We start from the raw sequence: 13202 nt of genomic DNA on the forward strand, positions 1-13202 counted from the left end.
GTATCAGGCATTAACTAAACGCCGTATCCCATCATTTTCAGCAGCTTCTGCGCATGTTGCACCGCATCCTGGCGGTGTGCGACGCCGAGCTTTTGGTACAAATTGCGGATGTGCGTCTTGATGGTCGTTGCCGCGACGGCCAGCTCTGCGGCGATCTGCTCGTTGCTGTAGCCCGAATAAATTAGTCCCAGAACCTGCCATTCGCGCTGGGTCAGCGGGCTGGTGCGGATAAGCTCCGGTACTTCCGGGTGAGTCAGCAGACGCTCAACGAACCCTTCATCGAAGTGGGCGAATTTATGGCGATGATGCTGGTTAATTTCACGCAAAATGCGCTGGGCGCGGTGCTGATCGAGTTCCGGTAAGGTATTGAGCTGAATCAGCTGACGCAGTTGTTGCGCCATGGCCTCGCCTTCAATAACAAAGTGGCTGATAAACCCGGTGCGGTTCGCCAGCTGTAGGGCGTCGAGTAACACACGCTGGGCGTCATTTTTGCGCCCTGCCTGCCAGTAGAGCTGATTAAGCAGCAGCAGGTTACGGTTCAGATCGCTCATCAGGCGCAGATTGCGCGCATTTTCATTCAACTCTTCCAGCACAATTTCAGCCGGTTCAAACTCACCCAACAGGATTTGCGCGCGAGCGATGTTGCGCCACTGGCTTTGCAGGAAGTGGTTATTGGCGAATTCTGGTTTCGGCGTGTGGCGCAGCCAGTTGGCGGCAGAGTTTTTGTCGCTCACCATTTGCCAGTAAATCACCCGCACCTTATCGGCGTTGGAGATCCAGTCGCTGTGATAGTGACCGTTGCCCAGCAGGTTTTCCAGACGGTTGAGCAGGCTGCGAGCGTTATCAAGATCGCCCCGCGCAAGTGAACACTGAACCAGCAGCGCCAGACACTGTAGCTGCTGCTGCGGCTGGAAAGTGGAAAGCAGTTCAATACCGCTACGGGCAGAGGCTTCTGATTCGTCCAGACGCGCCCATGCCCACAGTAGCTGCGCACGAATGCGCACCAGGAACTCGTGCATCGGCAGCTGTTCCAGGTGCTGCTCTTTGATCAGTTGGAACGCTTTTTCCTGAGTCTCCCAGGCGGCCTGTAAAAAGCCTTGGGCAAACAAAATTTCGCTTTGCTGGATAAGGCTCCACAGTGCGTAATGCCAGACGTCATGATGACGTGCCATTTGCTCGGTTTGCTGCATTAACGCCAGAGAGCGCGTGAGATCGCCCTTACAGTGCAGGACTTCGCCGTGCACCGAGGTGGCGACGATACGACTATAGAACCAGGCGATGGGTAATTCATCCAGCGCCAGTTTTGCCAGGCGTTCGGCTTCGTCAGGGTTGCCATCGTTAATCGCTACCTGCGCCCGTAAAGCGTTGAATTCGGCGTGCAGCGTTGGTTCCATGTCGCCTTTTATTTCCTGCTCTGCGCGCGCCAGCAGGGTGTTAACCTCTCCGTAGCGGTGCTGGCTCTGCATCAGCCAGGCCTGTAGCAGAACCAGACGCGGATTTTCCAGCAGGCTTTCCCACGGCAGGGCTTTCAGCGACTCTTCCAGTAACGTCAGCTCGCTGTGGTTAAACAGTCCCCACGCATGATTAAGCAGGATATCGCGCAGCATATGGGCGTCACCGGCCGCCAGCGCGTGGTGGATAGCTTCGCTGGGGAAGCCTTGCGCCATCCAGCTTTCGGCGGCGGCGCGGTGTATTTCGGGCAGTTCGTTCGCCAACTCCCATTGGCAGCGCTGGCGTAAAAAGCTGCCAAACAGCGGGTGATAGCTGAACCACTCGCCAACGTCATCCATCCGCTGCAGGAATAACCCCTGGCGCTCAATTTCTTCCAGCCGCATCTGGCCATTTTCTTCCCCGGTAACGCGGACGATCAGCGCATCGTTCATGGAACGCAGAATGGCGCTTTTCAGCAGGAAGTGACGGGTGCCGAGGTCGACGCTGTCCAGCACTTCATCAACCAGATAATCGGACAAATGGCTGGCGTTGATCCCCGCGAGACGGCGTGCGGACTGGTGCGCAGAATGGTTGTTCTGGCGGGCGGAGAGGGCGATCAGCTGTAACGCTGTGGCCCAGCCAGCAACGTCATCGCACATCCGGCTGCTTTCTGCCGCTTCAATGGGAGAGGACAAACGTCGGTCGAAAAATTGTTTGGCTTCCTGATGGTTAAAGGCCAGCTGTTGGCTGCCTATTTCCAGCAGTTGATCGCGCACCCGCAGATTGGCAATACCCAACTGCGGCAGGTTGCGCGACAGTACGACCAGCGTGAGGTTTTCAGGCTGGTGACGCAGGAAGAAACGCATCGCTTCGTGAATAGCTGGATTGGAGATCAGATGATAATCATCCACCACCAGGTAGAGCGGACGGTGCCACTCGGCCAGTTCGATAAATAGCTGGGCAAACAGTGACGTCAGACTGGCGTACTGGCGCTTTTGCACCATCGCTTCGCTGGTGGTGCAATGTCCACCCGTTGCCTGTTGGATGGCGGCGATCAGATAGCTGGCAAAGCGCTCTTGTTGATTATCGCCTTCATCCAGAGAGTACCAACCTAAGTCGTTCTTCCCCGCCGCCCATTGTGAAACCAGCGTTGTTTTTCCATAACCAGCAGGACTTGTTATCAGGGCAAGCCTGAAATTGTTCACGCCGGAAAGTTTAGCCAACAGGCGCTCACGAACCACCGTATGGTCGAGTCGAACCGGACGACTTAATTTAGACGGAATCAACATAAGTTAGTCACTTCACTGTGTGAAAATAGGGAAGAATGATTTTTTTTGCGCTTCGTAATTAATAGATATAAGGTCGGCCAGATTGGTGTTTTATGCAAGCTAAGCGGACTTTTTGTGTGTCTGATTTTGCACTATGTCACAAATCTATACATCTATTGCAATAATTGTTTTAAAGAGTCGCAACAGGCGTGGCGACTGGATCCGTTGTAATTTTTAATGTGTCGAAAAATCCCTCTGTTTTTATATGGTTACCCAGGCGGCTAATCAAAATCGACGAATTTTGTGGCCGACTTAAAATTTTTATGTGAATTATCTTACCCGGCATAGATATTTCAGGTTAGAAACTATTTCTCTATTTACATTTTGTTTCTCATCGTCACTCCACTATTTGATATTGTCGATTAATCCTTTGTTATTAATGCGTCATTCAAAGAGCGTTATGCACGGTTTGCGCGAATTTACGGGTGATTACGCCCCCTTTAAGTGGCGGAGATCACACTTTTATGCTCATCCCCGCTCCTCCTCCCTCCCTAATCCGTGCCAGGATGAGGAATGTCAACAACGAGCCAGGCAAACTAGCGATAACGTTGTTTTATTACCTAAGGATCTGGAACCCCTATGTCACAGCCTACTTTCAACAAAGATCAATTTCAGGCTGCCCTGACGCGTCAGTGGCAGCGCTTCGGTTTACTGTCGGCTCAAGAAATGACGTCGCGCCAGTGGTGGCAGGCAGTGAGTGGGGCGTTGGCTGAGTTACTCAGCGCCCAGCCTGCGGCGAAACCGGCAAAAAATCAGCGTCACGTTAACTACATCTCGATGGAGTTTTTGATTGGCCGTCTGACCGGCAATAACTTACTCAACCTCGGCTGGTATCAGGAGGTGAGCGATGAGCTGAAAGCACATGACGTCAACCTGACCGACCTGCTGGAAGAAGAGACCGATCCGGCGTTGGGTAACGGTGGATTGGGACGCCTGGCAGCCTGCTTCCTCGATTCGATGGCGACTGTCGGCCAGTCGGCGACGGGCTATGGCCTCAACTACCAGTACGGCCTGTTCCGTCAGTCGTTTGCCGATGGGCAACAGATGGAAGCCCCGGATGACTGGCATCGTGGCAGCTACCCGTGGTTCCGTCACAACGAGGCGCTGGATGTGCAGGTTGGGATTGGCGGTAAGGTCAGCAAAGAAGGCCACTGGGAGCCAGGTTTTACCATCACCGGTCAGGCCTGGGATCTGCCAGTTCTCGGCTACCGTAACGGCGTAGCGCAACCGCTGCGTCTGTGGCAGGCCAGCCACGCGCATCCGTTTAACCTGACCAAATTTAACGACGGTGATTTCCTGCGCGCAGAGCAGCAGGGCATCGACGCCGAAAAACTGACGAAAGTGCTGTACCCGAACGATAACCACACCGCGGGTAAAAAGCTGCGCCTGATGCAGCAGTACTTCCAGTGTGCCTGTTCCGTAGCTGACATTCTGCGCCGCCATCATCTGGCAGGGCGTAAACTGCATGAGCTGGCTGATTTTGAAGTTATTCAGCTCAACGATACTCACCCGACCATTGCCATTCCTGAGCTGCTGCGCGTGCTGATTGATGAGCACCAGATGAGCTGGGACGATGCGTGGGCCATTACCAGCAAAACCTTTGCTTACACCAACCACACCCTTATGCCAGAGGCGCTGGAGTGCTGGGACGAGAAGCTGGTGAAAGCGCTACTGCCGCGCCATATGCAAATCATCAAAGAGATCAACGAGCGCTTTAAGACGTTGGTCGATAAAACCTGGCCGGGTGATGCTGAAGTCTGGGCGAAGCTGGCGGTGGTGCACAACAAACAGGTGCGCATGGCTAACATGTGCGTGGTCAGCGGCTTTGCTGTTAACGGTGTGGCGGCGCTGCACTCCGATCTGGTGGTGAAAGATCTGTTCCCTGAATATCACCAGCTCTGGCCGAACAAATTCCATAACGTCACCAATGGGATTACCCCACGTCGCTGGATTAAGCAGTGCAACCCGGCGCTTGCCGCACTGCTGGATAAAACGCTGAAAAAAGAGTGGGCCAACGACCTCGACCAGTTGATTAACCTGGAAAAATATGCCGACGACGCGAAGTTCCGTCAGCAGTATCGCGACATCAAGCTGGCGAACAAAGAGCGCCTGGTGAAGTTTATTAAAGCGCGTACCGGTATTGAAATAACGACTAACGCTATCTTTGATATTCAGATTAAACGTCTGCATGAATACAAGCGTCAGCACCTCAACCTGCTGCATATTCTGGCGTTGTACAAAGAAATCCGTGACAACCCGCAGGCAGATCGCGTGCCGCGCGTATTCCTGTTTGGCGCAAAAGCTGCTCCAGGTTACTACCTGGCGAAAAATATCATCTTCGCCATCAACCAGGTTGCACAAACTATCAATAACGACCCGAAAGTTGGCGACAAGCTGAAGGTCGTCTTCCTGCCGGATTATTGTGTCTCGGCGGCGGAAATGCTGATCCCGGCGGCGGATATCTCTGAGCAGATTTCAACCGCAGGGAAAGAGGCTTCCGGTACCGGTAACATGAAGCTGGCGCTGAATGGTGCGTTAACCGTTGGTACGCTGGATGGCGCAAACGTCGAAATCGCCGAGAAGGTGGGTGACGAGAATATCTTTATCTTTGGTCATACCGTGGAAGAGGTGAAGGTGCTCAAAGCCAAAGGCTACGACCCGGTGAAATGGCGTAAAAAAGACAAAGTGCTGGATGCTGTCCTGAAAGAGTTGGAAAGCGGGAAATACAGCGACGGCGACAAGCATGCCTTTGACCAGATGCTGCACAGTATCGGCAAGCAGGGCGGCGACCCGTATCTGGTGATGGCGGACTTCGCGGCCTACGTTGAAGCTCAGAAGCAGGTTGACGTGTTGTATCGTGACCAGGAAGCCTGGACCCGGGCGGCGATTCTGAATACCGCACGTTGCGGCATGTTCAGCTCGGATCGCTCCATCCGCGATTATCAGGCTCGTATCTGGCAGGCGAAACGTTAAGGAATCGCGATGGAAAGCAAACGTCTGGATAATGCCGCGCTGGCGGCGGGGATCAGCCCCAATTACATTAATGCCCACGGTAAACCGCAGTCTATTGGTGCCGAAACCAAACGGCGTTTGCTTGACGCCATGCATCGCACCACCGCTGCCACTCAGGTGGCGGTAATTCCGGTGCCGAATGTCATGGTCTACACCGCTGGCAAGAAAATGCCGCTGGCGGTTGAGGGAAGCGGAGAGTTTAACTGGCTGCTGACCACCGAAGAGGGCGTGCAGCACAAAGGGCATGCCGTCGGCGGTAAATCTTTCACTCTTCCGGCGAAGCTGCCGGAGGGGTATCACACGTTGACCCTGACTCAGGGCGAGCTGCGTACCCATTGTCGTATCATCGTGGCGCCAAAACGCTGCTATGAACCGCAGGCGCTGTTAGCCGGGCAGAAGCTGTGGGGCGCATGCGTTCAGCTCTACACCCTGCGATCAGAAAAGAACTGGGGGATTGGCGACTTTGGCGATCTCCGCGCCATGCTGGTAGATGTGGCGCAACGCGGCGGCGCGTTTATCGGGCTTAATCCTATTCACGCGCTGTATCCGGCTAACCCGGAGAGCGCCAGCCCGTACAGCCCGTCTTCACGCCGCTGGTTGAACGTGATTTATATTGATGTGAACGCCGTAGACGATTTCCGCCTGAGTAAAGAGGCGCAGGCGTGGTGGCAGAAACCCGCGACTCAGCAAGCTCTGCAACGTGCGCGCGATGCCGAGTGGGTTGATTATTCTGCCGTTACTGCACTGAAGATGACGGCGCTACGTATGGCGTGGAAAAGCTTCTCTGCACGTGATGATGAGCAGATGGCGGCATTTCGCCAGTTTGTGTCTCAGGAAGGGGACAGCCTCTACTGGCAGGCAGCCTTTGATGCGCTGCATGCGCATCAGGTCAAAGAGGACGCATTACGCTGGGGATGGCCGGTGTGGCCGGAAGCTTTCCAGTCAGTGGACTCGCCAGAGGTAAAACGCTTCTGCGAAGAACATCGTGACGATGTGGATTTCTACCTGTGGTTACAGTGGCTGGCGTATACCCAGTTTGCTGACTGCTGGAAAACCAGCCAGAGTTTTGCGATGCCGATTGGACTGTATCGCGATCTGGCGGTTGGCGTGGCCGAAGGTGGGGCGGAAACCTGGTGCGACCGCGAGCTGTATTGCCTGAAAGCCTCGGTTGGTGCGCCGCCGGATATTCTCGGTCCGCTCGGACAAAACTGGGGGCTGCCGCCGATGGATCCGCACATCATCACGGCACGCGCCTACGAACCGTTTATCGAACTGCTGCGCGCCAATATGCAGAACTGCGGTGCGCTGCGTATCGACCATGTTATGTCGATGCTGCGTCTGTGGTGGATCCCCTACGGTGAAACTGCCGATCACGGCGCTTACGTGCACTATCCGGTCGATGACCTGTTTTCAATTCTGGCGCTGGAGAGTAAACGTCATCACTGCATGGTAATTGGTGAGGATCTGGGTACTGTGCCGGTGGAGATCGTCAGCAAGCTGCGCGACAGCGGCGTGTACTCCTACAAAGTGCTTTATTTCGAGAATGACCATGAGAAAAACTTCCGTACGCCGAAAGCGTACCCGGAACAATCAATGGCAGTCGCGGCGACGCATGACCTACCTACGCTTAAAGGTTATTGGGATAGCGGCGATTTGACGCTGGGTAAAGCACTGGGCCTGTATCCGGATGAAGTCGTGCTGCGCGGGTTGTATCAGGACCGAGAACTGGCGAAACAGGGGCTGCTGGACGCGCTGCACAAATACGGCTGCCTGCCAAAACGTGCCGGTCACAAGGCATCCCTGATGTCGATGACGCCGATTCTTAATCGCGGCATGCAACGCTACATCGCTGACAGCAACAGTGCGCTGCTGGGCCTACAACCGGAAGACTGGCTGGATATGGCTGAACCGGTTAACATTCCGGGGACCAGCGACCAGTACAAAAACTGGCGGCGTAAGCTCACCGCCACGCTGGAGCAGATGTTCGCCGATGAGAGAGTGAATAAGCTGATTAAGGATTTGGATAAGCGGCGAAAAGCGGCGGCGAAGAAGAAGTAGTGTTATTTTGCCGGATGGCGACGCAGAGTGCGTCTTATCCGGCCTACGATGACAGCGGTAGGCCGGGTAAGCGAAGCGCCACCCGGCACCGTTTTATCAGACCACCATACCCAGTAGCAGACACCCTACCAGACCGCAGACGGAGATAATGGTTTCCAGCATTGACCATGACTTGATGGTTTCACCGATGGTTAGGTTGAAGTACTCCTTGAACAGCCAGAAACCTGGATCGTTCACGTGGGAGAAGATGACAGAACCGGAACCAACCGCAATAACCATCAGCTCAGGGCTTACGCCGGTTGTTGCAATCAGCGGCGCCACTATCCCACCAGCGGTGATCGCTGCAACGGTTGCGGAACCCAATGCGATACGCAGTACTGCAGCGATAGACCATGCCATCAGCAGCGGAGACACGTTAGAGCCGTGCATCATTGAGGCGATGTATTTGTCCACGCCGCTATCAACCAGAACCTGTTTGAAGGCACCGCCGCCGCCGATGATCAACAGCATCATCGCAATGATTTTGATTGAAGACACCAGCGTGTCGTTAATCTGATCCATCGAACGTCCGCGGTTCAGACCAAACGTGAACATCGCAATCAGCACTGCAATCAGCGTTGCCATGACCGGGTCACCGAGGAATTCTGCAACCGTCAGGAAAGCATGACCTTTCGGCAGAATCATCTCCGCCACGGCGCGCATTGCCATCAGAATAACCGGGACCAGAGAGGTCCAGACGCTGACGCCAAAGCCTGGCATCTCTTCTTCAGTGAAGGTTTTTGCGCTGTACAGACCTTCCGGGATTGGCTTATCAATGCCTTTCAGGAAACGTGCGTATACCGGACCGGCGAGAATAACGGTCGGGATTGCCAGAATCGTACCAAACAGCAGGGTTTTACCCATATCTGCGTGGAAAATGGTGGCAATAGCGGTTGGACCCGGGTGCGGTGGCAGGAAGCCGTGCGTTACGGACAGTGCCGCAGCCATTGGCACGCCAACGTACAGCAGCGGGATATTGGCAGCAGCGGCAATGGTGAACACCAGCGGCAGCATTAGTACGAAACCAACTTCGTAGAACAGGGCAAAACCAACGGTGAAGCCGGTTAATACCACCGCCCATTGAATATGTTTTTTGCCGAATTTAGCAATCAGCGTGGTTGCGATGCGCTGTGCGCCGCCGCAGTCTGCCAGCATTTTGCCCAGCATGGCGCCAAAACCCATAATCAGGGCGAGGCTGCCAAGGGTTCCGCCGACGCCGGCTTTAATTGAACCGATGACTTTATCCAGTGGCATCCCTTGCATCAATCCGACAGCAAGCGCCACCAGGACGAGAGCGATGAAACCGTTCATTTTGAAACGGATCATCAGGAGGAGTAACAAGATTACACCGATAGCAACGATGACTAATGGCATGATTTACCTGGCCTTAACTTTGTTATGGGTAACGTCAGTGTTTAGATGACAAATTCCGATTGTCCCGACCGGGAACAGAGTATTCTCAGCACCAATGCTGGTTGCCTGCAAAACTAATCAGTTTAGCTGGCTATTATGTGTGTGTTAGGTGCTGATACGAATGATACGGGTAACATGTGGCGCTTGAAAATCACCTGGGCAGGCAAAATTTAAATTATGAGAGGCTGGTCAAATTATGCAGGGGATTATTACAGGGTACGTGCAGAGAAATGTAAGGGCGTAGGCCGGATAAAGCGTTTACGCTACCATCCGGCATCGATGCCCGGTGGCGACGCGGATGCGTCTTACCGGGCCTACAAGTCTGGTCGTTAGTAGTAAGAGTGCTCGCCGCGCTGGTGTTCGGTTAAATCGCGAACGCCTTTCAGTTCAGGGAATTCAGCCAGCAGCTGCTTCTCGATACCTTCTTTCAGCGTCACATCGACCATTGAACAGCCGTTACAGCCGCCGCCAAACTGCAGAATGGCGTAGCCTTCATCGGTGATTTCCATCAGAGATACGCGACCACCGTGGCCAGCCAGCTGTGGGTTGATCTGCGATTGCAGCATGTACTCCACGCGTTCCATCAGCGGCGCATCATCGGCAACTTTACGCATTTTGGCGTTTGGTGCTTTCAGGGTCAGCTGGGAGCCTAACTGGTCGGTAACGAAATCGATTTCTGCATCTTCCAGATACGGTGCGCTCAGTTCATCAACATATGCGGTCAGCAGGTCAAATTTAATGGCGGTGTCGGTTGCTTCCACGGCGTCCGGCGGACAATAAGAAACGCCGCATTCAGCGTTAGGCGTGCCGGGATTAATCACAAATACGCGGATTTGTGTCCCTTCTTCCTGATTTGCCAGCAGTTTGGCAAAGTGCGCTTGTGCAGCATCGGAAATATGGATCATAGTAATGGCCTAATAGTTGACTATTTTACTTGGTTATAATACGCCCATCATCGAGGCTCTACAAGGTTCGACACAGGCACCATACCTGGACAGTCGCCGCGCCGTTGCGTAAAAGCAGCTGCGCGATTTCCGCGACGGTACTTCCGGTAGTGACGACATCATCCACAATAACCATATGGAGTCCCTGCACCGGCAATTCAAGGCGAAAGGCATTTTTCAGGTTACGTTTACGTAATCGGGCGCTGAGATGGTGCTGCGTGGCGGTTGCCCGAACCCGCGAGACGGTCTGGCTGTCCCAGTCGCAACCCAGCCAGCGTGCAAGCGGACGGCACAGTAAATCGCTCTGATTAAACCCTCTGCGCCAGTGTCGGCGTTGCCAGAGCGGGACGCTGACCAGCCTGTCTGGCAGAGGAAGAGCGCTGACGCGCCGGGCCTGTAGTACCTCCAGCAACAGCAAACGCGAAAGAGCGGAGGCTGTTTCGCTGCGTCGCGAAAACTTGAGCTGGTGGATAAGCCCGCTCAACGGCGGAACATAGTCGCTGACGGTGACCAGCCGCTGCCACGGCGGCGGTTTTTGCAGACAGCGCCCACAGGGAATGACGGTATGAGCGGCAGGGAGTCCACATTGGGGGCATAGGCTGGCGTGTTGGCGCGTTGCCCGCGTACAGACTGAGCAGATCCCCCAATGCCCTAACGTCAGGGGCATTCGGCATAGCCAGCACAATCCCGGTACTGTTAGCATAGATGCATCCTTTCAGGCTAAAAGAGAACAATAACTGATGAATGACATCTGGTGGCAGACCCAGGGTTCGGGAAATTGCCATCTTGTGCTGCTGCACGGATGGGGACTGAATGCGCAAGTGTGGCATTGCATAAGCGAGGAACTGAGTTCGCATTTTACGCTGCATCTTGTCGACTTACCGGGATTTGGTCGTAGCCAGGGTTTCGGTGCAATGTCGCTGGAAGAGATGGCTGAGCGGGTATTGAATCAGGCACCGGAGAAAGCTATCTGGCTCGGCTGGAGTCTGGGCGGGTTGGTCGCGAGTCAGGTAGCCTTAACGCATCCTGAGCGTGTTCAGGCGCTGGTGACCGTCGCGTCTTCCCCTTGCTTTAGCGCGCGGGATGAGTGGCCGGGTATCAAGCCAGAGGTGCTGGCAGGCTTCCAGCAGCAGCTGAGCGAAGATTTCCAGCGTACAGTGGAGCGTTTTCTGGCATTGCAAACGATGGGTACTGAAACCGCGCGTCAGGATGCGCGAGCGTTGAAGAAAACGGTGCTTGCTTTACCCATGCCGGAAGTCGAGGTGCTTAATGGCGGGCTGGAGATCCTGAAAACAGTTGATTTGCGTGAACCGCTGTGCGCGGTGGAAATGCCTTTCCTGCGGTTGTACGGCTATCTTGATGGCCTGGTGCCGCGCAAAGTCGTCCCGATGCTGGATGCCCTGTGGCCGCAGAGCGAGTCGTTGGTGTTTGCTAAGGCGGCGCATGCGCCGTTTATCTCGCATCCGGCGGAGTTCTGCTCAGCGCTGGTGGCGTTAAAACAACAGCTATAGCCAATGTTGATTTGCCCGGTAGCGTCGCGCTTGCCGGGCCTGAAATTAATGCGGTTGCGCAGGCAGGTCTTTAGCGCTAAGCCCGGTAATTCTGAGTATTGTTAATCTGTCGATACCATCCACTAGCATGGTTGTCGCGATGCGCAAAGCTTCCTCTCGTTTGCCCGTTTGTAACCCCTCTTGTAATCCTTTCCGATGGCCTTCCTGAAGGCCATTAAGATGCCCTTCCTGTCGTAATCTTTCGGCGATAGTCATCAACTTGTCCTTATGTTGGGGTAAACGTTCGGCGATTTCATGAATAAATTCCCCAAAATGCATGGTGTCTCCGGCTTGCATCAGGTAATTAAACAAGGCTTTCAACTGGTTGTCATTAGCGTGTCCTTTAACAAGCAGGATGGCCAGTTTTTCTACCAGCCCCATTAAATCGCGTTTACGGATATGTTTTTGGATGAGTTCCAACAGCGCCATCCGGCGATGCTGCATAATCTCGTCATCGGGCATAACGGTGATATCGATCAATGGAAACGCGGTGCTATAAAGCTGTCTGGCGGACTCTGGGTCATCAAACTCGTCCAGCCAACAAAGTGAATAGGGGTATGGGCTTGCTGCACCATGATAAAAAAGTAGGGGGATTACCAGAGGCAGCTTCTTATGTCCCGCATCCAGATGACGCTGCATTACCGCAATGGCATAGCGCATTAGCCGAAATGCCATGTGAGCATCGGCGCTGCTTTGATGTTCAATAATGGTGTAAATGTAACCATCACCTTCGCGAGTTTTTAACGACCACAGCACGTCGGAATAGTACGCGCGTAAATCGTCCTCGATAAAGCTGCCTGATTCCAGTTGCAGCGTTTTAAGATCGCATAGTTTTTGTAAAGAGGCTGGAAGATGGAGCTGAAGAAAGTCGCGTGCGGTTGCCGGGTGGTTTAAGAACGTTTTGAAAATCGCGTCATGCGGCGTAGCAGTCGTGTCAGTATTCATGGCGATCCGTCACCTGAGAAACAAGATGACGAGACTCTACTTTCATGGTCGGCAGTAATCATCCACGAATTAATAACGATGCGTAGCTGGCTGGAGGATAGATCTTTTTTGCTGAAATAATGAAATCTATGTGGAATCCATTACGCAAAAAAGCCGGATATCTGCATAAACGAATTATCCGGCCTGGACGTTTGCATCATTTGTAGGCCGGATAAGCGTAGCGCCATCCGGCAAATAGCATCTGATTAGCGTAAAGCCCACCATTCGCGCAGGCAGGCTTTACCTTCCGGGCAACTTTTGCAGCTTCCGGAAAGACACCCGTCGGCATCTTCCTGAATCCGCACCGCTTTGCCCATCTTTTCTAACTGATTCAGCATGGCGTCAATCATGGGCTGCGGGGTATGCAGCGTGTGGCTAATTTGTGTTGCCTCCATACGCCCCCGCAAAGCCAATAAATCACGAACCTGAATAAGTGATGCCAT

General features: G+C 53.9%; 9 protein-coding genes. 3 read left to right on the forward strand and 6 right to left on the reverse strand.

All coding sequences use genetic code 11. The features are described 5' to 3' along the window. Positions 1-14: 14 nt before the first annotated feature. Positions 15-2720 (reverse strand): HTH-type transcriptional regulator MalT, encoded by a 2706-nt coding sequence (gene malT / locus GFB57_RS06085; RefSeq protein ID WP_003023501.1) that lies wholly within the window; start codon positions 2718-2720, stop codon positions 15-17. A 618-nt stretch (positions 2721-3338) separates the two neighbouring features. Here malT and malP point away from each other — a divergent pair. Together malP and malQ are read left to right on the forward strand one after the other, a co-directional pair. Beyond that, entirely contained in the window at positions 3339-5732 is a 2394-nt protein-coding gene (gene malP, locus GFB57_RS06090) for a maltodextrin phosphorylase (RefSeq protein ID WP_003023502.1), read from the forward strand. A 9-nt stretch (positions 5733-5741) separates the two neighbouring features. After that, positions 5742-7829 carry a 4-alpha-glucanotransferase gene (gene malQ, locus GFB57_RS06095; protein WP_003023504.1) on the forward strand — a complete coding sequence of 696 codons (2088 nt, stop codon included), beginning with the start codon at positions 5742-5744 and terminating at the stop codon, positions 7827-7829. A gap of 96 nt (positions 7830-7925) precedes the next feature. Here malQ and gntT read toward each other — a convergent pair whose 3' ends face one another. From gntT to gntX, 3 genes are all read right to left on the reverse strand, one after another. Beyond that, positions 7926-9242 (reverse strand): gluconate transporter, encoded by a 1317-nt coding sequence (gene gntT, locus GFB57_RS06100; protein WP_003023507.1) that lies wholly within the window; start codon positions 9240-9242, stop codon positions 7926-7928. A 368-nt stretch (positions 9243-9610) separates the two neighbouring features. Further along, positions 9611-10186, reverse strand: a complete 576-nt coding sequence (gene nfuA / locus GFB57_RS06105; RefSeq protein WP_003023509.1) for a Fe-S biogenesis protein NfuA — start codon at positions 10184-10186, stop codon at positions 9611-9613. A gap of 58 nt (positions 10187-10244) precedes the next feature. After that, positions 10245-10928, reverse strand: a complete 684-nt coding sequence (gene gntX, locus GFB57_RS06110) for a DNA utilization protein GntX (RefSeq protein ID WP_003023511.1) — start codon at positions 10926-10928, stop codon at positions 10245-10247. Between the two features lie 37 nt (positions 10929-10965). On the opposite strand from gntX, the gene bioH reads away from it, so the two are divergent. Further along, positions 10966-11736, forward strand: coding sequence for a pimeloyl-ACP methyl ester esterase BioH (gene bioH / locus GFB57_RS06115; RefSeq protein WP_003023512.1), 771 nt, complete (start codon positions 10966-10968; stop codon positions 11734-11736). Between the two features lie 45 nt (positions 11737-11781). Here bioH and GFB57_RS06120 read toward each other — a convergent pair whose 3' ends face one another. Both GFB57_RS06120 and feoC read right to left on the reverse strand, forming a co-directional pair. Beyond that, the gene (locus tag GFB57_RS06120) at positions 11782-12720 is read right to left on the reverse strand and encodes an Rpn family recombination-promoting nuclease/putative transposase (protein WP_003023514.1); all 939 of its coding nucleotides are present in this window, start codon (positions 12718-12720) and stop codon (positions 11782-11784) included. 245 nt (positions 12721-12965) lie between these two features. Beyond that, positions 12966-13202 carry a [Fe-S]-dependent transcriptional repressor FeoC gene (gene feoC / locus GFB57_RS06125; protein ID WP_003023516.1) on the reverse strand — a complete coding sequence of 79 codons (237 nt, stop codon included), beginning with the start codon at positions 13200-13202 and terminating at the stop codon, positions 12966-12968.

The organism is Citrobacter sp. S39 (assembly GCF_009495675.1).
In the GTDB taxonomy this organism is placed as follows: domain Bacteria; phylum Pseudomonadota; class Gammaproteobacteria; order Enterobacterales; family Enterobacteriaceae; genus Citrobacter; species Citrobacter freundii.